The sequence below is a fragment of the Achromobacter sp. PD1 genome (assembly GCF_048541815.1).
GTDB lineage: Bacteria > Pseudomonadota > Gammaproteobacteria > Burkholderiales > Burkholderiaceae_B > Achromobacter > Achromobacter bronchisepticus_A.
On sequence record NZ_CP183349.1, the window covers coordinates 757,606 to 775,653 of the forward strand.

Here is an 18,048-nt window from a genome sequence, read left to right on the forward strand (position 1 = left end):
TATGAGTAGTCCCCATGAGCAGCCCCGCGAATGCAAAGGACTGAACATCAAGCGCATCGATGCATACGCATTTGCCCAGATGGGCAAGGAAGCGCAAGGAACCATACCTCTTGTGCGGCTTACGCGCGTGGTTGACGGGCTGCCCGAACAACCGCAGGGCGATGCCGGACTCGTGACGTGGTCCGTGCGCGGCGAAATGGGTAGGACAGGTCTTCTGATGGGCCGGCCGCTCCTGCATATTCACGTGCAGGCGAATCCGGTGCTGGTGTGCCAACGGTGCAATGAGCCGTTCGTGTATCCGATCGACAGCGAAGTCCTTTTGCAGCTGGTCAAGTCCGAAGCCGATCTCGACGACGATGCTTCCTACGGGGATCCATCCGGCGAGGACGACGAGGACGAAGAAGGAAATGGTTTTGTGTCCAACCTGCCTGAAAAGGTGGTGGGTTCGCATCATTTTGATCTGCTGGCCCAGATCGAAGATGAGCTCATTCTGAGCGTTCCGTATGTGCCCAAGCATGATGTATGCCCGGGCGCGCTGGCCAAGGTCAGCGAAGCTTCTCCCGAGGAGCCCGCTGTCAAGCGTCCGTCGCCGTTTGCGGTGCTGGAACAACTGAAGCACAAAGATTGAGATCAACATCGGGCCGCATCGCGTACAATGCGCCCCGTTTCTAGGAGTCATCATGGCCGTTCAACAAAACAAGAAGTCCCCGTCCAAGCGCGGTATGCACCGCTCGCACGATTTTCTGGTGAACCCGCCGACCGCGATCGAACCCAACACGGGCGAAGCGCATCTGCGTCACCACATCAGCCCCAACGGCTTCTACCGCGGCCGCAAGGTCCTGAAGACCAAGGCCGACGAATAAGGCCCCCGGGCCGAACTCGTACTCGGACCATTTCGGCTGAGCGCTGATACCTGGCACCCGTGATACGCATCGCCATAGACTGTATGGGCGGAGACTTCGGTCTGCCCGTCACGATTCCGGCTGCGATCGAGTTCGCCCGGCAATTTCCGGATACCCGGCTATTGCTGGTCGGGCTTCCCGACGCTATTGAAGCGGCGCTCTCCGAGCACCGCGGCGTGGCGCGTGATCGCATTGAGATCGTGGCGGCTTCCGAAGTCGTCACCATGGACGACCCGGTCGAGGTCGCCCTGCGCCGCAAAAAAGACTCCTCCATGCGCCTGGCCGCCCAGTCCGTCAAGGACGGGCGCGCCGACGCCTGCGTTTCCGCGGGCAATACCGGCGCGTGGATGGCCATTTCACGCTATGTGCTCAAGACGCTGGACGGCATAGACCGCCCCGCGATCGCCACGTCCATTCCGAACCAGACGGGCCGCGCCACCACGGTGCTGGACCTGGGCGCGAATGTGGACTGCACGGCCGAGCACCTGCTCCAGTTCGCCATCATGGGCGCCGCGCTGTCGCAGGCGGTGGACCATCGCGAGCGCCCCTCGGTGGGCCTGCTCAACATCGGCGAAGAAGTCATCAAGGGCAACGAAGTCGTCAAGGAAGCCGCCGAGCTTCTGCGCAACAGCCCGCTCAACTTCTACGGCAACGTGGAAGGCAATGACATATTCAAAGGCACGGTCGACGTCGTCGTCTGCGACGGTTTCGTCGGCAACGTCGTGCTCAAGTCCGTCGAAGGGCTGGCGAAGATGTTGTCCAGCGTCATTCGCGAAGAGTTCAAACGCAATCTGATCACGCTGCTGGCTGGCGCGGTGGCCAAGCCGGTGCTCAACCGCCTGCGCACCCGCGTCGACAACCGGCGCTATAACGGCGCCGCGCTGCTGGGCCTGCGCGGCGTGGTCATCAAGAGCCATGGTTCCGCGGACGTCTACGCCTATGGATTTGCGTTGCAGCGCGCCCGCGAAGCCGTAGTGAGTAAACTGCTGGAGCGCACCGCCGAGACGGTCGCTCAGATTACCAAGCGCGTTCAATCTGGCGAAGGCCCCTCGGTGTCGTCGCCCAACGTGGCTGGGGACACCGCTTGATGGATACCGCAATGAAATATTCCGTGATCGCGGGCACCGGCAGCTTCCTGCCGGAACGCGTGGTTTCGAATGACGAACTGGCGGCGGAGCTGGCGACGCGCGACATCGCCACCTCCGACGAATGGATCGTCGAACGCACCGGCATCCGCCAGCGCCATCTGGCTGAGCGCGGCGTGACCACCAGCATGCTGGCGACCGAGGCCTCGCGCCGCGCGCTGGCTGACGCCGGCGTGGACGCCTCCGAGGTCGACCTGATCGTCCTGGCCACCTCGACGCCCGACTTCGTGTTCCCGAGCACCGCCTGCATCGTGCAGTCCAATATCGGCGCCAAGGGGTCGGCGGCATTCGACGTGCAGGCCGTGTGCAGCGGTTTCGTCTACGCGATGACCACCGCCGACAGCTTCATCCGGGCCGGCCGCGCGCGTTGCGCGCTGGTCATCGGCGCTGAAGTCTTCTCGCGCATCCTGGACTGGAACGACCGCTCCACCTGCGTGCTGTTCGGCGACGGCGCTGGCGCCGTGGTGCTCAAGGCTGCCGACAAGCCCGGCATCCTGGCCGCGCAGCTGCACGCCGACGGCAGCCAGGCCAAGATCCTGAACGCCGCGGGCAACGTTGCCTACGGTGACGTGACCGGCGATCCGTTCCTGCGCATGGACGGGCAGGCCGTGTTCAAGCAGGCCGTCACCGTGCTGGACCGTTCCGCGCGCGACACCTGCGCCGAGGCGGGCATCGAGATCGCCGACGTCGATTGGCTGATCCCGCACCAGGCCAACGTGCGCATCCTGAATTTCCTGGCGCGCAAGCTTGCCGTGCCGGTCGAGAAGGTCGTCGTCACCGTCGACAGCCACGCCAACACGTCCGCCGCCAGCGTGCCGCTGGCCCTGGACGCCGCGCGCCGCGACGGCCGCGTCAAGCCGGGCCAGTTGATCCTGATGCAAGGCGTGGGCGGCGGATTCACCTGGGGCTCGGTACTGGCCCGCATGTAAGGGCGCGCTCCGGCGCGGCGTGGCGCTTGGCGCCGCGGCCGCCGGAACGATGTGCCTGGCATTCCACACAGACACTGAATCAATCCAAACGGTCAAACATGAAAATCGCTTTTGTCTTCCCTGGCCAAGGTTCCCAAGCTGTCGGCATGCTGGACGCCTGGTCCGGCGTCGCGGCCGTCACGGACACCGTGGCGCGCGCTTCGCAGGCGCTGGGCCAGGACCTGGGCGCGCTGATCGCGCAAGGCCCCGCGGAACAGCTCAACCTGACCACCAATACCCAGCCCGCCATGCTGACCGCCGGCGCCGCGTTCTACGCAGCCTGGTGTGCCGCCGGCGGCCGCAAGCCCGACGTCGTGGCCGGCCACAGCCTGGGCGAGTACGCCGCGCTGACGGCTGCGGGCTCGCTCGCGCTTGAAGATGCCGTGCGCCTGGTGCGCGTGCGCGCCGACGCCATGCAGGCCGCCGTGCCGGTAGGCACCGGCGCCATGGCCGCCATCCTGGGCCTGGACGACGACGCCGTGCGCGCCGCCTGCGAAGCCGCCGCCCAGGGCGAGGTTGTCGAAGCCGTGAATTTCAACGCGCCCGCGCAAGTCGTGATCGCGGGCCACAAGGCCGCCGTCGAGCGCGCATGCGAACTGGCCAAGGCTGCAGGCGCCAAGCGCGCGCTGCTGCTGCCGGTGTCCGCGCCGTTCCACTCCAGTCTGCTCAAGCCCGCCGCCGACGTGCTGGCCGGCGCGCTGGCCGGCGTGACGGTGTCCGCGCCGCAGGTGCAAGTGATCAATAACGTCGACGTGGCTTCGCCTGTCGAACCTGATGCAATCCGGGATGCGCTGGTGCGTCAGGCGTGGCATCCTGTGCGCTGGGTGGAAACCCTGCGCGCGATGAAGGCGCAAGGCGTCACGCACGTCATCGAATGCGGTCCCGGCAAGGTGCTGGCCGGCCTGACCAAGCGCATCGACCCCGAACTCACGGGCATGGCCATTACCGATCCTGCTTCGCTTGAAGCGGCGTTGGCCGCCGTCAACGGAAATTAAGAACATGGACAACACCTCGATCGAACTGCAGGGCAAGATCGCGCTGGTGACCGGCGCCACGCGCGGCATCGGCCGCGCCATCGCCCAGGAACTGGCCGCGCGCGGCGCGACCGTCGTCGGCACCGCCACGTCCGAGTCGGGCGCCGCCGCCATCACCGAAGCGCTGGCGCCCCTGGGCGGCCGCGGCGTGGTGCTGGACGTGACCGACGCAGCTGCCTGCGATGCGCTGATCGACGCGCTGGGCAAGGAAGGCGGCGGTCCCCACATCCTCGTCAATAACGCCGGCATCACCCGTGATACGCTGGCAATGCGCATGAAGGATGAGGACTGGTCGGCCGTCATCGACACCAACCTGGCTTCGGTTTTCCGTCTGTCGCGCGCCGTGCTGCGCAGCATGATGAAGGCGCGCTGGGGACGCATCATCAACGTTACGTCCGTGGTGGGTTCCAGCGGCAACCCGGGCCAAGCCAACTACGCGGCGGCCAAGGCCGGCGTGGCAGGCATGTCGCGCGCCCTGGCGCGTGAACTGGGCAGCCGCAATATCACCGTGAACTGCGTCGCGCCTGGTTTCATCGATACCGACATGACGCGCGCGCTGGGCGAAAATCAAACTGCTGCCTTGCTGCAGCAGATTCCGCTGGGCCGCCTGGGTTCGCCCGCCGACATCGCCCACGCCGTGGCGTTTTTGTCCGGGCCGCAGGCGGGTTACATTACCGGCACCACCCTGCACGTCAACGGCGGGATGTACATGCAATAAGTCACGAATCGCGCGTAGGCGGCCAGTTCCGCCAAGCCGTCGCCGGATACAAACGGCGAGGCAACGCGAGGTTCAACCGGAAACGCCGCACACCGGTTTCCTGCGCCACTCCCGGCGACAGATCAAGTGCGCGGTGTTATTTTTGTCACGGCCAGGCGTCGCAAAACTCCGCGCTTGGCTATAATTCGCGGGATTTTTCCCAATTGGAGATCTGCATGGAAAGCATCGAACAGCGCGTCAAGAAGATCGTCGCTGAACAACTTGGCGTCAACGAAGCCGAGATCAAGAACGAATCCTCCTTCCTTGACGACCTCGGTGCCGATTCGCTCGACATGGTCGAACTGGTCATGGCGCTCGAAGACGAATTCGAGACCGAGATCCCCGACGAAGAGGCCGAAAAGATCACGACCGTGCAACAAGCGATTGACTACATCAATTCGCACGGCAAGCAGTAAGCTGGGCTTTTACCCTTCTGGTTGCCTTGCGGCGTCCGTCGCAGCCAACCGGGAAATCGGGGCGGTTTCAGGAATTTGCCGTGCGGTCCGCATGCGGGAAGGGCGTTGTAATGCCCGACCCGCTTTCGCGTGGGCCGCACGTGCAGCGCATCCCGAAAACCGCCTTTCTTTTGTCTGTTTGAGGAGTCATCCGTGAAGCGACGTGTCGTCATCACTGGCCTGGGTATCGTTTCTCCCGTCGGGAACGACTTGACCACCGCTTGGGACAATATCGTCAACGGACGTTCTGGCATCAGCCGTATCACCCGTTTCGATCCCTCGGCCATCACCACGCATATTGCCGGCGAAGTCAAAGACTTCGACATCAGCACCTATATCTCGGCCAAGGAAGCCCGCCAGATGGATACCTTCATCCATTACGGCCTGGCTGCCGGGATGCAGGCATGGCGCGACTGCGGTCTGGAAGTCACCGAAGCCAACGCGGAACGCATCGGCGTGATCGTGGGCTCGGGCATCGGCGGCCTGCCGCGCATCGAGGAAACGCAGGTTGAATATCTGGCCAAGGGACCGCGCCGCATTTCGCCGTTCTTCGTGCCGGGTTCGCTGATCAACCTGATCTCCGGCCACTTGTCCATCACGTATGGCATGAAGGGGCCGAGCTACGCGGTGGTGTCGGCTTGCACCACTGGCCTGCATTGCATCGGCGATGCCGCGCGCCTGATCGAGTACGGCGATGCCGACGTCATGGTGGCCGGCGGCGCCGAGTCGACCGTGTCGCCGCTGGGCATTGGCGGTTTCGCCGCCATGCGCGCCTTGTCGACCCGCAATGACGATCCTGAAACGGCATCGCGTCCCTGGGACCGCGACCGCGACGGCTTCGTGTTGGGCGAGGGTGCAGGCGTACTGGTGCTGGAAGAATACGAACACGCCAAGAAGCGCGGCGCGCGCATCTACGGCGAGCTGGCAGGCTATGGCATGAGTTCGGACGCTCACCACATCACGGCTCCCGACAAGGACGGCCCGCGCCGCGGCGTTCTGAACGCGCTGCGCAACGGCGGCCTGAATGCCGAAGACGTGCAGTACGTCAACGCCCACGGCACTTCGACGCCCCTGGGCGACAAGAACGAGACCGACGCGCTGAAACTGGCTTTCGGCGACCACGCCAAGAAGCTGGTGGTCAATTCGACCAAGTCCATGACCGGGCACTTGCTCGGCGCGGCCGGCGGCATCGAGGCGGTGTTCACGACCCTGGCGGTCTACAACCAGATCTCGCCGCCCACGATCAACATCTTCAATCAAGATCCGGAATGCGATCTGGATTACTGCGCCAACGAGGCGCGGCAGATGAAGATCGATGTCGGCCTGTCCAACTCGTTCGGCTTCGGCGGCACCAACGGCTCGATGGCCGTTCGCCGGGTCTGATTTGGAAGAGGCGCTCGGGGAACGCTGGGCGTTTCGCGTGCCTGTCAGGCGGCCAGGAAGCGCCATGGCGCTTTTGGGCCTGGCGCTGGCCGCGGCCGGCGCCTGCGTGCTGACGGCGGCGTTCTGGCACGGTATGGCATGGGCAGCGGGCGCGGCAATCGCGCTCCTGCTTGTGCTGGCCAGGCTGTTACACTCGGCACGGAGCAGCCTGTCCCCCGTATCCGCATTGCGTGCGGCAGCCGGGGCAGGGAGCTGGCAGGTACGCCTGCCGCAAGGCTGGCAGGACGCAAGGCTGTTGCAAGAACAGCGCGGTCCCCGCTGGCTGACGCTCACTTTGCAGCCCTTGTCCACCGGGAGTACGGCCTTTACCAACAGCACAATCACCCTCACCGTCTGGCAACGGACGTTGCGCCCCGAGTCCTGGCGGCGCCTGTGCCTGCTGGCCGGCGCGGCGCGGCCCGCCCGTCCGGCGCCCAGTCTGCGGGAGGCGTCATGAGCGAGCGCGAAGTCGACGCCGAGCTTGTCGCGCGCGTCCAGCGGGGCGACAAGAAGGCTTTCGACCTGCTGGTGCTCAAGTACCAGCGCAAGATTCTCCGTCTGCTGGCCCGCATGATCCGCGACCCCTCGGAAATCGAGGACGTGGCCCAGGAGGCTTTCATCAAGGCCTACCGCGCCTTGCCCCAGTTCCGCGGGGAAAGCGCCTTTTACACCTGGCTGTACCGGATCGCCATCAATACGGCGCGCAATTGGCTGGCCTCGCAGGGCCGGCGTCCCAGCGCGCCCAATGCGATAGAAACGGAAGACGGTGAAACTTTTAACGAAACCGACAACCTAACCGATATAAGCACGCCGGAGTCCATGGTCGCCAGCCGCGAAATCGCCGAGACGGTGAACGCCGCGATTGAGGAATTGCCTGAAGAGTTGCGTACCGCAATTGTCCTGCGTGAAATCGAAGGTATGAGTTACGAAGACATCGCCCAGAGCATGGATTGCCCGATCGGTACGGTGCGTTCCCGCATTTTTCGTGCGCGCGAAGCCATCGCCGTCAAGTTGCGTCCATTGCTAGGCACCGATGCCGAGCGTCGCTGGTAAGGAGTGGCAGTCATGCAAACAGCAGCCAAATCCGTTGTGATCGCCGAGTCCTCCTGGGAGGAGTCGGTTTCCGCCTGGATGGACGGAGAGGAATCCGACGACATCTTTCCCGGCTTGTTGTCCCGCGAGGGGCGCGAGACCTGGGACACCTATCATCTGATCGGTGATTCCCTGCGCAACGCCGATCTGGCGCTGACCCCCAGCGCGGCCTTCCAGGCCCGCCTGGCACGGGCGCTGGACGCGGAATTGCCCATTGTTGCGGCGCCTCGGCGCCGCTCGCCATTGCGAGTCGGCTTGTCCGGCCTGGCGGTGGCCGCCGCCGTGGCGACCGTCGCCTGGGTGGCGCAGCCTTACCTGACCGGCGAACCGGCGACCGAAGTCCGCGTACTGGCCGATGCCAGCTCGCCGGCCGCGGCCGCCGACGATTCGGGCTTGCGCGACTACCTGGAAGCGCATCGCCAGATGGCCGGCCCGAGCGCTGTGCGCCAGGTGTCGTTCGACACCGGGGTGGGGCGCTGATGGCGTTGGTGCTTCCATCGCGCTGGCCGGTGCTGGGCCGGGCCGCCACGCTGCAGGCCCACCGCGCCGGCTGGTTTGCCGCAACGCTCTTGACCGCTTTCCTGGCTGCGCACGAACCCGCGCGCGCAGCCGATGCCGCGCCTGCTGCCACCGATGACGTGGTTCAGCTGCTGACGCGCATCCAACAAGCCGCCCGCAAGCAGGACTACGCGGGCGTCTTCATGTACCAGCAGGGTGAAACGATCCAGTCCTCGCGCCTGGTGCACGTGGTAGACGGCACCGGCGAACGCGAACGCCTGGAAATCCTCGACGGCCAACCCCGCGAGTACCTGCGCCACAACGAAGACGTGCAGTGTCTCCTCCCCGAGCGCAAGACCGTGCTGCTGGAGCGCCGCCGCGGCGACCGCTTCCCCGGCCTGCTGCTGGGCGAGGCGGCCAACCTGTCCGAACACTACAAGATCCATGCCGAATCCGCCCTGCACCGCGTGGCCGGGCGCGAGTGCCGCCTGATCACGATCGAACCGCTGGACAAGCTGCGTTACGGCTACCGGCTGTGCGCGGACGTCGAAACCAATCTGCTGCTCAAGGCCCAGACGCTGAATGCCGCCCGCGGCGTGGTCGAGCAGGTGTCGTTTACCTCGCTGCGGCTGGGTTCGGAAGTCGACCCCCAGTTGCTGACCTCGCGCTGGAGCACGCGCGACTGGAAGGTGCTGGAACCCTCCATGAAACCGGTGGATCTGGCCGCCCAAGGCTGGCGCATTCCGGCGCCCAAGGGGTTCAAGGCCGTCATGCAGGTGGCCCGTTCGATGGGGAAGGGCATCACGGTCAACCAGATGGTATTGTCCGATGGACTGGCGGCCATTTCCGTGTTCATCGAACCCTACGACAGCCAGCGCGGTCACCGTCCTCCCCATGGCGCCGCGCAGCGCGGGGCGATCACGGTCTACGGCACGCGCATCGCTGATTTCTGGCTGACCGCCGTGGGCGAAGTGCCCCTCGCGACGTTGGAACAGCTGGCGCAAGCCACTGAATATGTGCCCGCCGCGCCTGCGGCGGCAGCGCCCGGGGCCGATTCCAAGTGATCGGCCGGGTGTGGCAAGCAGCAATTTCGGAGTAACACTTATGAAAGCAATGACAGTGTCGAGTGCTTTTTTGCGGCGCTTTCTGGTGGCGGCCGCGGCCAGCGTCATGTTGGCCGGCGCTTACGTGCCCGCCGCCGTCGCCCAGGCGCCGGCGGTGACGCTGCCTGATTTCACAACCATTGTCGAAAAGGCCGACCCTGCGGTCGTCAATATCCGCACCACGGCCACGGTGCCGGTGCGCGGCATGGGCCCCGGCGGCGGCAACGATCCCTATGAACTGTTCCGCTGGTTCTTCGGCCCCGAATTCCAGCCGCCCGGCGGCGGCGCTCAGCCCGGCCCGTCGCAACGCCAGCGCCCGCAGCCTTCGCAGCCCGAAGAGCGCACCGTGCCGCGCGGCGTGGGCTCCGGCTTCTTCATTTCCGATGACGGCTACATCCTGACCAATAACCACGTGGTGGTGGACGCGACGGACATTTACGTCACGCTGACCGACGGCCGCGAGTTCAAGGCCAAGGTCATCGGCACGGACGAGCGCACCGACGTGGCGTTGATCAAGATCGAAGCCAAGGACATGACCCCCCTGGTCATCGGCGATCCCAAGCAGCTGAAGAAGGGACAGTGGGTGCTGGCCATCGGTTCGCCGTTCGGCCTGGATTCCACCGTGACCTCCGGCATCGTCAGCGCCATCGGCCGCGATACCGGCGAGTACCTGCCGTTCATCCAGACCGACGTTGCGGTCAATCCGGGCAACTCGGGCGGTCCGCTGATCAACCTGCAGGGCGAGGTGGTGGGCATCAATTCCCAGATCATTTCGCGCAGCGGCGGCTTCATGGGCATTTCGCTGGCCATTCCCATCGATGAAGCCATGCGCGTGGTGGACCAGCTGCGCGCCACCGGCAAGGTCACGCGCGGCCGCGTCGGCGTGCAGATCGGCGAAGTCGGCAAGGATGTGGCCGAAGCCATCGGCCTGCCCAAGGCCGAGGGTGCGCTGGTCAGCAGCGTGGAAGCCGACGGCCCCGCCGAGCAGGCGGGCGTGCAACCGGGCGACGTGATCCTCAAGTTCAACGGCGAACCCATCAAGCGCTGGTCCGACCTGCCCCGCATCGTGGGCGAAACCAAGCCGGGCACGCGCGCCGACATGGAAGTGTGGCGCAAGGGCAAGAACCTGACGCTGTCGGTCAAGGTGGGCGAGATCCCGACCGAGAAGGCCGCGGGCGCCAGCAAGAAGGGCGCGCCGCCGGTGCCGGAAGTCACCAATGCGCTGGGCTTGGGCGTGGTCGACGTGCCGGCCGACGTGCAGAAGAAGCTGCGCATCAAGGGCGGCGTCCAGGTCAAGGTGGCCGAAGGCGCCGCGGCCAAGGCCGGCCTGCAGGACGGCGACATCGTGTTGGCCCTGAACGACACCGACGTCACCGGCGCCAAGCAGTTCGGCGAGCTCGTGGCCAAGCTGGACAAGGGCCGCGCGGCGGGGCTGCTGGTGCGCCGCGGCGACCAGACGCAGTGGGTGGCGGTGCCGGCATCGAAGTAATGCCGGGCCCGTCCTCCGAGTCCGCAGAAAAAAGGCGCAAGACCGGCTAAAATGCCTGGTTGCCGCAAGAGGGGGCGCATGGCGCCCCCTTGTTTTGCCCGGGCCAGGCCCGTTGGCACCCTCCTCGTCAGCCGTGCGTATTCCGGCGGCGGTGTCTTCCGGCCCAGTGCCGAGTGTTCCGTCCCTTATAACTTCAAGCATGCAGCATATTCGCAACTTCTCCATCATTGCCCACATCGATCACGGCAAATCGACCCTGGCCGATCGCCTGATCCAGCGCTGCGGCGGATTGGCGGATCGCGAGATGTCGGCGCAGGTCCTCGATTCCATGGAAATCGAGCGCGAGCGCGGCATCACCATCAAGGCCCAGACCGCGGCCCTGCACTACAAGGCGCAGGACGGCAAGGTCTACAACCTGAACCTGATCGACACCCCGGGACACGTGGACTTCTCGTATGAAGTCAGCCGTTCCCTGTCGGCCTGCGAAGGCGCGCTGCTGGTGGTGGACGCCTCGCAGGGCGTGGAAGCGCAGACCGTGGCCAACTGCTACACCGCCATCGAGCTGGGCGTGGAAGTCCTGCCCGTGCTGAACAAGATGGACCTGCCGCAGGCCGATCCCGACGGCGCCCGCCAGGAAGTCGAGGACGTAATCGGCATCGACGCTTCGCAGGCGGTGCTGGCCAGCGCCAAGACCGGCATGGGCATCGACGAGATCCTGGAAATGGTCGTGGCCCGCGTGCCGCCGCCCAAGGGCGATCCCGACGCGCCGCTGCAGGCCCTCATCATCGATTCGTGGTTCGACAACTACGTGGGCGTGGTGATGCTGGTGCGCATCATCAACGGCGTACTCAAGCCCAAGGACAAGATCCTGCTGATGGCGTCCGGCGCCACCCACCTGTGCGAGCAGACCGGCGTGTTCACGCCGAAGTCGCAGCAGCGTCCGCATCTGTCGGCGGGCGAAGTGGGCTTCATCATCGCCGGCATCAAGCAGCTGGAAGACGCCAAGGTGGGCGATACCGTCACCCTGGCCAACAAGCCCGCGGCCGAGCCGCTGCCCGGCTTCAAGGAAGTGAAGCCGCAGGTATTCGCGGGCCTGTACCCCGTGGAAAGCTCCGAATACGACCAGCTGCGCGATTCGCTTGAAAAGCTCAAGCTGAACGACGCCGCGCTGATGTTCGAGCCGGAAGTGTCGCAGGCGCTGGGCTTCGGCTTCCGTTGCGGCTTCCTGGGTCTTTTGCACATGGAAATCGTGCAGGAGCGCCTGGAGCGCGAATTCGACATGGACATCATCACCACCGCGCCGTCGGTGGTGTACGAGGTCGAACAGCGCGACGGTTCCGTGATCACCGTGGAAAGCCCGTCGCGCATGCCGGAGATCGGCAAGATCGCCGACATCCGCGAACCCATCGTGAAGGTCACGCTGTTCATGCCGCAGGACTACGTCGGTCCTGTCATGACGCTGTGCAATAACAAGCGCGGCGTGCAGGTCAACATGAGCTATCACGGCCGCCAGGTGCACCTGGTGTACGAGATCCCGCTGGCCGAGATCGTGCTGGACTTCTTCGACAAGCTGAAGTCGGTCTCGCGCGGCTACGCCTCGATGGACTACGAGTTCCTGGAGTACCGCTCGGCCGACGTGGTGCGCGTGGACCTGTTGATCAACAACGACCGCGTCGATGCGTTGGCCGTGATCGTCCACCGCAGCAACGCGCGCCACCGCGCCCGCGACGTGGTCACGCGCATGCGCGGCTTGATTCCGCGCCAGATGTTCGATGTGGTCATCCAGGCTGCCATCGGCGCCGAAATCATCGCGCGCGAAAACGTCAAGGCGCTGCGCAAGAACGTGCTGGCCAAGTGCTACGGCGGCGACATCTCGCGCAAGAAGAAGCTGCTGGAAAAGCAGAAGGCCGGCAAGAAGCGCATGAAGCAGGTGGGTAGCGTGGAAATTCCGCAGGAGGCGTTCCTGGCCATCCTGCAAGTGGAAGACAAATAGAACCCAAAGAAGGCGGTTAGCTGATGAGTTGGAACTTTGCCCTGATTCTTTTTATTTTGCTGGTGTTGACCGGCTTTATCTGGGTGCTTGATCTGGCAGTGCTGCGCAAGGGCCGTGAACGCCGGGCCCAGGCGGCAATGGCGCAATACGATGCGGCCCTGGTCGGCGACGCCCAGGAAGCCGAGCGCCTGCGCCGCGAAGCCGGCGACGCCGCGCGCCGCATGCCGTGGTGGATCGAATACGCCGTCAGCTTCTTCCCCGTCATCCTGTTCGTGTTCATGCTGCGCTCGTTCGTGGTCGAGCCGTTCCGCATTCCGTCGGGCTCCATGCTGCCGACCCTGCAATCGGGCGACCTGATCCTGGTGAACAAGTTCAGCTACGGCCTGCGCCTGCCGGTCATCGACAAGAAGGTCATCGAAGTGGGCAAGCCCCAGCGCGGCGACGTGTTCGTGTTCCGCTACCCGGTGGATCCGGACGTCGATTACATCAAGCGCGTGGTCGGCCTGCCGGGCGATGAAATCGCCTACCTGGATAAAAAGCTCTACATCAACGGCGAATTGGTGCCGCATGTGCGCGACGGCGACTATTTTGAGCCGGATCGTGTGTCATATATTGCGCAATATAAAGAGAAGTTGGGCGACGTTGAGCACAAAATCCTGCTGGATGAGGGAAAACCGCAGGAGTACAACGCGATGTGGCAATTTCCCAACCGCCAGAACTGCCAATACAGCCGTAATGGGGTACGCTGCAAAGTACCCGAAGGGCAGTTTTTCGCCATGGGCGATAATCGGGATAACAGCGCTGACAGCCGATACTGGGGCTTCGTACCGGAAGCCAATATCGTCGGACGCGCGTTCTTCATCTGGATGAATTTCAGCGATCTCAGCCGCATCGGCCGGTTCAACTGATTATGTCGCTAGCCACGCTAGAAAACCGCCTGGACCACCACTTCAGTGATCCGGCATTGCTCGAACAGGCGCTGACGCATCGCAGCCACGGCGCGCGCCACAACGAGCGCCTGGAATTCCTCGGGGATTCCGTGCTGAACTTCGTCGTTGCAGCGATGCTGTTCGAGCGTTATTCCAAGATCGACGAAGGCGACTTGTCGCGCCTGCGGGCCAATCTGGTCAAGCAGGCCTCGCTGGCGGATATCGCCCAGCGGCTGGAACTGTCGCAGTATCTGCGCCTGGGCGAGGGCGAATTGAAGAGCGGCGGTTTCCGCCGTCCTTCGATCCTGGCCGACACGGTCGAGGCCCTGTTCGGCGCCGTGTTCCTGGATGCAGGCTTCGACGCCGCCCGCCGCGTGATCGTGCGCCAGTACCAGCCGGTGCTGGCCTCGGTCGATCCCAAGACCCTGGGCAAGGACGCCAAGACCTTGCTGCAGGAATTCCTGCAGGGCCGCAAGCTGGCGCTGCCGGTGTATACGGTGGTCGCCACGCATGGCGCGGCCCATAGCCAGCAGTTCGAAGTCGAGTGCGCCATTCCGGCGCTCGAGATCAAGGTGATGGCGCCAGGCGCCAGCCGCCGCGCCGCCGAGCAATCGGCGGCCAAGCTGGCGCTGGAGGCCGCGTTGGCCGTCAGCCCGGCGACCAAGGCTGCCCGCAAGTCGGGCAAGGCGCGCAAAACCGCGCAATTGTCGCTGCCGGTGGCAGTGGCTCAAGAGACTAAATGAGCGATACCCCTTTTCGTACCGGCTTCGTCGCCATCGTGGGCCGCCCCAACGTGGGCAAGTCCACCCTGACGAACGCCCTGATCGGTTCCAAGATTTCCATCGTGTCGCGCAAGGCGCAGACTACGCGCCACCGCATCCACGGCGTGTTGACGCGCGAGCACGAGCAGTTCGTATTCGTCGATACCCCCGGTTTCCAGACGCGGCATGGCGGCGCCATGAACCGCATGATGAACCGCGTGGTCACGCAGGCCCTGGCCGACGTGGACGTGGTGGTGCACGTGGTGGAAGCCGGCAAATGGTCCGAGGGCGATGCCAAGCTGCTGCCGCTCTTGCCCGCGCCGGAGCGCACCATCCTGGTCGTCTCCAAGATCGACGCACTGAAGAACCGCGACGACCTGTTCGCCTTCGTCTCCAAGATCATGGCGCTGCATCCGTTCGGCGCCGTGGTGCCCGTCAGCGCCACCAAGAACCAGCAGTTGGACCAGTTGCTGGAGGAAATCGCGTCGCGCCTGCCGGAAGGCGAGCCGATGTTCGAGGAAGACACGCTGACCGACCGTCCCATGCGCTTCATCGCCGCCGAATTGGTGCGCGAGAAGATCTTCCGCCTGGTCGGCGACGAACTGCCCTACGGCTGTACCGTCGTCATCGAGCAATGGGAAGAGACCAGCAAGGGCGCCAGCATCAATGCCTGCGTGGTGGTCGAGCGCGACAGCCACAAGCCCATCCTGTTGGGCGCGGGCGGCATGCACATGAAGCGCATCGCCACGGAGGCGCGGCAGGACATCGCCAAGCTGCTGGACAAGCCGGTGCACCTGGAGGTCTACATCAAGGTGCGCAAGGGCTGGTCCGACCGCGAGGGTGCGCTGCGCGATCTGGGCTATGAGTAGACGGGCGCCCCGCGTCCAGGATCGCCCCGGATATATGTTGCACGCCACCGCGTGGCGTGAGACATCCCTCATCGTTCAGACTTTCTCCCGCGATCACGGCTGCGTGGCCATGGTCGCCAAGGGCGCCAAGCGCCCGTATTCCGTCCTGCGTCCCGTGCTGTCCGCGTTCCAGCCGCTGCTGCTGTCGTGGACCGGCAATGGCGAGGTCAAGACGCTGACGCGCGCCGAGATCGCGGGCATCCGCCCGCTGACCGGCACCGCGCTGATGTCGGCCTGGTACATGAACGAGCTGCTGCTGCGGCTGCTGCCGCGCGAAGACGCCCACCCGCTGCTGTTCGACGCTTACGACTTCGCCTTGCAGCAACTGTCCGGCGGCACCCGCGCTGCGGGCGCGCTGCGCCGCTTCGAATGGACGCTGCTGCGCGAGACCGGCTATGGCGTGGACGAGAATCCCCCCGATTTCGACGATGCGGCGATCGAGCCGGCCCTGCGCCGCGACCTGCGCGAACGGCTAGCCGAAATCCTGGCGGGCCGACCCTTGTCGACCCGGCGCGTGTTGCTGGACCTGCAACGCATCTGAGCGCAGCGCGATCCGGCCATGACCTTCACGCTCAAGCAGGTCGAGACCTTCCGCACCGTCTACGAAACGGAAAGCGTCACCGCCGCCGCCAGGCGGCTGGACGTGTCGCCCGCCACCGTCAGCGCGACCTTGGCGGCACTGGAAGCCAGCATCGAGCTGCGCCTGTTTGAGCGCGTGCGCCAGCGCATGCAGCGCACGCCCGAGGCGACGCTGTTGTATGAAGAAATCCGCCGCCTGAATGTCGGGCTGGAAAGCCTGGGCCGCAAGATCCGCGCCATCCGCGGCGCCGCGCAGCCGCGGCTGCGCATCGGCTGCATCCATGCCTATAGCGGCGCCATCATCAGCGACACCATCGCGCGTTTTCGGGAACGCTATCCCGATACCGGCCTGTATCTGCAGATCCGGGATTCCAATACCTTGCGCGACATGGTGGTGTCGGGCGAGCTGGACCTGGCGGCGGTGGCCGACGAATCCGAGCTGGAAGGCTTGCGCGGCCATCGGCTGGCCAGCCTGCGCGCCGTGGCGGTCTTTCCCAAGGGGCATCCGCTGGCGCGGCTGGAACAAGTGGATTTTTCGCACCTGGCCGACGCCGACGTGATCGCGCTGAACGCCGAGGACGGCTCGCGCAAGCGCCTGGACGCGCTGTTGGCGCAGGCGGGGCAAAGCCTGAAGGTGGCCATCGAGACGCCATATTCAAGCACGGTGTGCCAACTGGCGCTGGCGGGACACGGCGTGGGCATCGCCAACCCTGCGACGGCGGTCGGCATGGCGGCGGCGGGTTTGTGCTACCGCCCGCTGGCCGCGCCGGTGCATTTCGAATGCCACATGATCCTGCACGGCAGCCGCCCCTTGTCCGAGGCGGGCAAGTTCTGGGCTACCTGCCTGCGCGGCGCGCTGGCGCCGCTGGTGGAGAGCTTCGGCGTCTAGCGCGCCGAAGCCGTTCCCGGGACGCTAGCCGCGGCGGCCGTCCGAGGTCACGATCAATACCACGGACGACTCCGCGTCCAGCAGGCCCGAGCGCCGCAGCCGAGACACGGCAGCCAGCGCCGCGGCCGACGACAGTTCGGTCGCCAGGCCCATGCGTTCCAGCCGCTGCTGCGCTTGCGCGGCAGCGGCGTCCGAGATCTCCACCGGCGTGCCGCCCGAACGCGTCAAGGCTTCCAGCGACTGCAGCGTGCTGGTGCTGCCCGCGATTGAATACTGGTCCGTCACGCCGTCCCATTGCTTGCGCGCGTCGCCCGTGGCGCGGGCGCGCGACAGGCGAGCGTATGGCTCCACCGCGTGCAGGCGCGGCAGGCGCGCAATGCGGCCGGTTTGCAGCAGATGCTGCCAGCCCAGGAAGATGCCCCACAGCAGATCGCCGCGCGCGGTGGGCACCACGATGTCGCTGGGGACGCCGCAGCTTTCCAGGATTTCCAGCGCGATGGGCTTGTAGCCTTCCACGCCGTAGGGGTGGGTGCCGACAGGCGGATTCAGATAGTTGGTGCCGGCGAAGGCGCCGCGGTTGCGGCACAGGTCTTCGACATGGGGCCAGCGGCTCAGGCTGTCCTCGAAGGCGGTGAGCCGGGCGCCGAAGCGCTGCATGGCCTCGCGCTGCAAGGGCGGGCAGTTGCTGGTGATGGCGATGTCGGCCTCCAGCCGCGCGGCGGCGCAATAGGCGGCCAGCGAGACGCCGGCATTGCCGCTGGAGGCGGCCGCCACGCGGGTGGCGCCGGCCAGGCGCGCGCGCGACACCAGTTGGGCCGCCATGCGGTCCTTGTGACTGCCGGTGGGGTTGGCGCTTTCGCATTTCAGCCAGAGCTGGCCCACGCCTTCGGTCTGCGCCAGCGCGGGCACGGCGAGACAGGGGGTGGCGCCTTCGCCCAGCGTGACGGCGTTCAGCACCGGCAGGGGCATGGCGCCGTCGGCCGAGGGTTCGTACAGGCATTCCAGGCTGGCGGGGTGGCCGGCTTCCAGGCAGCTGGGGCAGCCTTCTGGGTAATCGGCTGGCGGCCACAGGCTGGCGCAACGGATGCAGCGCAGGCCGGACAAGCTAGGGTTCATCTGCATGT

Annotated in this window: 20 protein-coding genes; 19 read left to right on the forward strand and 1 reads right to left on the reverse strand. The window is 65.5% G+C overall.

The genetic code is table 11. The features are described from left to right. Position 1: 1 nt before the first annotated feature. From ACM1PE_RS03500 to ACM1PE_RS03590, 19 genes are all read left to right on the forward strand, one after another. Entirely contained in the window at positions 2-628 is a 627-nt protein-coding gene (locus ACM1PE_RS03500; protein ID WP_165867790.1) for a YceD family protein, read from the forward strand. A 52-nt stretch (positions 629-680) separates the two neighbouring features. Then, complete coding sequence (gene rpmF / locus ACM1PE_RS03505; protein WP_013392223.1) at positions 681-863, forward strand: 50S ribosomal protein L32; 183 nt, start codon at positions 681-683, stop codon at positions 861-863. Positions 864-922: 59 nt separating this feature from the next. After that, positions 923-1,990: a phosphate acyltransferase PlsX gene (gene plsX / locus ACM1PE_RS03510; protein ID WP_059374784.1), complete on the forward strand. Its 1,068-nt coding sequence runs from the start codon at positions 923-925 to the stop codon at positions 1,988-1,990. Next, complete coding sequence (locus ACM1PE_RS03515) at positions 1,990-2,976, forward strand: beta-ketoacyl-ACP synthase III (protein ID WP_419342553.1); 987 nt, start codon at positions 1,990-1,992, stop codon at positions 2,974-2,976. Before plsX ends, ACM1PE_RS03515 begins: the two co-directional genes overlap by 1 nt. 98 nt (positions 2,977-3,074) lie before the next feature. Continuing rightward, positions 3,075-4,010, forward strand: coding sequence for an ACP S-malonyltransferase (fabD, locus tag ACM1PE_RS03520; protein ID WP_054450614.1), 936 nt, complete (start codon positions 3,075-3,077; stop codon positions 4,008-4,010). 4 nt (positions 4,011-4,014) lie between these two features. Continuing rightward, positions 4,015-4,767, forward strand: coding sequence for a 3-oxoacyl-ACP reductase FabG (gene fabG, locus ACM1PE_RS03525; protein WP_059374778.1), 753 nt, complete (start codon positions 4,015-4,017; stop codon positions 4,765-4,767). Positions 4,768-4,982: 215 nt separating this feature from the next. Further along, the gene (acpP, locus tag ACM1PE_RS03530; RefSeq protein ID WP_003813816.1) at positions 4,983-5,222 is read left to right on the forward strand and encodes an acyl carrier protein; all 240 of its coding nucleotides are present in this window, start codon (positions 4,983-4,985) and stop codon (positions 5,220-5,222) included. Positions 5,223-5,414: 192 nt separating this feature from the next. Continuing rightward, entirely contained in the window at positions 5,415-6,644 is a 1,230-nt protein-coding gene (gene fabF, locus ACM1PE_RS03535; RefSeq protein ID WP_059374776.1) for a beta-ketoacyl-ACP synthase II, read from the forward strand. A gap of 64 nt (positions 6,645-6,708) precedes the next feature. Further along, positions 6,709-7,140 (forward strand): hypothetical protein, encoded by a 432-nt coding sequence (locus tag ACM1PE_RS03540; RefSeq protein WP_223283229.1) that lies wholly within the window; start codon positions 6,709-6,711, stop codon positions 7,138-7,140. Next, positions 7,137-7,736, forward strand: a complete 600-nt coding sequence (rpoE, locus tag ACM1PE_RS03545; RefSeq protein WP_013392230.1) for an RNA polymerase sigma factor RpoE — start codon at positions 7,137-7,139, stop codon at positions 7,734-7,736. The genes ACM1PE_RS03540 and rpoE overlap by 4 nt, the downstream gene beginning before the upstream one ends. A 12-nt stretch (positions 7,737-7,748) precedes the next feature. Further along, entirely contained in the window at positions 7,749-8,255 is a 507-nt protein-coding gene (locus ACM1PE_RS03550) for a sigma-E factor negative regulatory protein (RefSeq protein WP_054450617.1), read from the forward strand. Further along, a complete protein-coding gene (locus ACM1PE_RS03555) occupies positions 8,255-9,337 on the forward strand; it encodes a MucB/RseB C-terminal domain-containing protein (RefSeq protein ID WP_118931842.1) in 1,083 nt (360 codons plus the stop codon). Before ACM1PE_RS03550 ends, ACM1PE_RS03555 begins: the two co-directional genes overlap by 1 nt. 40 nt (positions 9,338-9,377) lie before the next feature. Continuing rightward, on the forward strand, positions 9,378-10,865 hold the full coding sequence (locus ACM1PE_RS03560) for a DegQ family serine endoprotease (RefSeq protein WP_419342554.1): 1,488 nt from the start codon (positions 9,378-9,380) through the stop codon (positions 10,863-10,865). Positions 10,866-11,064: 199 nt separating this feature from the next. Next, complete coding sequence (gene lepA / locus ACM1PE_RS03565; RefSeq protein WP_059374769.1) at positions 11,065-12,858, forward strand: translation elongation factor 4; 1,794 nt, start codon at positions 11,065-11,067, stop codon at positions 12,856-12,858. A gap of 23 nt (positions 12,859-12,881) precedes the next feature. Next, positions 12,882-13,766 carry a signal peptidase I gene (lepB, locus tag ACM1PE_RS03570; RefSeq protein ID WP_059374767.1) on the forward strand — a complete coding sequence of 295 codons (885 nt, stop codon included), beginning with the start codon at positions 12,882-12,884 and terminating at the stop codon, positions 13,764-13,766. 2 nt (positions 13,767-13,768) lie between these two features. Next, complete coding sequence (gene rnc / locus ACM1PE_RS03575) at positions 13,769-14,530, forward strand: ribonuclease III (protein ID WP_042792396.1); 762 nt, start codon at positions 13,769-13,771, stop codon at positions 14,528-14,530. Further along, on the forward strand, positions 14,527-15,417 hold the full coding sequence (era, locus tag ACM1PE_RS03580) for a GTPase Era (RefSeq protein WP_059374765.1): 891 nt from the start codon (positions 14,527-14,529) through the stop codon (positions 15,415-15,417). The genes rnc and era overlap by 4 nt, the downstream gene beginning before the upstream one ends. After that, complete coding sequence (recO, locus tag ACM1PE_RS03585) at positions 15,410-15,997, forward strand: DNA repair protein RecO (RefSeq protein WP_419342555.1); 588 nt, start codon at positions 15,410-15,412, stop codon at positions 15,995-15,997. Before era ends, recO begins: the two co-directional genes overlap by 8 nt. An 18-nt stretch (positions 15,998-16,015) precedes the next feature. Then, positions 16,016-16,924 carry a LysR family transcriptional regulator gene (locus ACM1PE_RS03590; RefSeq protein WP_054450632.1) on the forward strand — a complete coding sequence of 303 codons (909 nt, stop codon included), beginning with the start codon at positions 16,016-16,018 and terminating at the stop codon, positions 16,922-16,924. Positions 16,925-16,948: 24 nt separating this feature from the next. On the opposite strand, the gene ACM1PE_RS03595 is transcribed toward ACM1PE_RS03590, so the two are convergent. Beyond that, positions 16,949-18,046, reverse strand: a complete 1,098-nt coding sequence (locus tag ACM1PE_RS03595) for a pyridoxal-phosphate dependent enzyme (protein WP_419342556.1) — start codon at positions 18,044-18,046, stop codon at positions 16,949-16,951. Positions 18,047-18,048 lie beyond the last annotated feature (2 nt).

Coding starts and splice junctions, on each gene's coding strand:
- ACM1PE_RS03515 (WP_419342553.1), top strand. CDS start 1,990: ATGGATACCGCAATGAAATATTCCGTGATCGCGGGCACCGGCAGCTTC.
- ACM1PE_RS03560 (WP_419342554.1), top strand. CDS start 9,378: ATGAAAGCAATGACAGTGTCGAGTGCTTTTTTGCGGCGCTTTCTGGTG.
- acpP (WP_003813816.1), top strand. CDS start 4,983: ATGGAAAGCATCGAACAGCGCGTCAAGAAGATCGTCGCTGAACAACTT.
- recO (WP_419342555.1), top strand. CDS start 15,410: ATGAGTAGACGGGCGCCCCGCGTCCAGGATCGCCCCGGATATATGTTG.
- lepA (WP_059374769.1), top strand. CDS start 11,065: ATGCAGCATATTCGCAACTTCTCCATCATTGCCCACATCGATCACGGC.
- ACM1PE_RS03590 (WP_054450632.1), top strand. CDS start 16,016: ATGACCTTCACGCTCAAGCAGGTCGAGACCTTCCGCACCGTCTACGAA.
- rnc (WP_042792396.1), top strand. CDS start 13,769: ATGTCGCTAGCCACGCTAGAAAACCGCCTGGACCACCACTTCAGTGAT.
- ACM1PE_RS03540 (WP_223283229.1), top strand. CDS start 6,709: ATGGCGCTTTTGGGCCTGGCGCTGGCCGCGGCCGGCGCCTGCGTGCTG.
- rpmF (WP_013392223.1), top strand. CDS start 681: ATGGCCGTTCAACAAAACAAGAAGTCCCCGTCCAAGCGCGGTATGCAC.
- ACM1PE_RS03550 (WP_054450617.1), top strand. CDS start 7,749: ATGCAAACAGCAGCCAAATCCGTTGTGATCGCCGAGTCCTCCTGGGAG.
- rpoE (WP_013392230.1), top strand. CDS start 7,137: ATGAGCGAGCGCGAAGTCGACGCCGAGCTTGTCGCGCGCGTCCAGCGG.
- ACM1PE_RS03595 (WP_419342556.1), bottom strand. CDS start 18,046: ATGCAGATGAACCCTAGCTTGTCCGGCCTGCGCTGCATCCGTTGCGCC.
- era (WP_059374765.1), top strand. CDS start 14,527: ATGAGCGATACCCCTTTTCGTACCGGCTTCGTCGCCATCGTGGGCCGC.
- fabD (WP_054450614.1), top strand. CDS start 3,075: ATGAAAATCGCTTTTGTCTTCCCTGGCCAAGGTTCCCAAGCTGTCGGC.
- fabG (WP_059374778.1), top strand. CDS start 4,015: ATGGACAACACCTCGATCGAACTGCAGGGCAAGATCGCGCTGGTGACC.
- lepB (WP_059374767.1), top strand. CDS start 12,882: ATGAGTTGGAACTTTGCCCTGATTCTTTTTATTTTGCTGGTGTTGACC.
- ACM1PE_RS03555 (WP_118931842.1), top strand. CDS start 8,255: ATGGCGTTGGTGCTTCCATCGCGCTGGCCGGTGCTGGGCCGGGCCGCC.
- ACM1PE_RS03500 (WP_165867790.1), top strand. CDS start 2: ATGAGTAGTCCCCATGAGCAGCCCCGCGAATGCAAAGGACTGAACATC.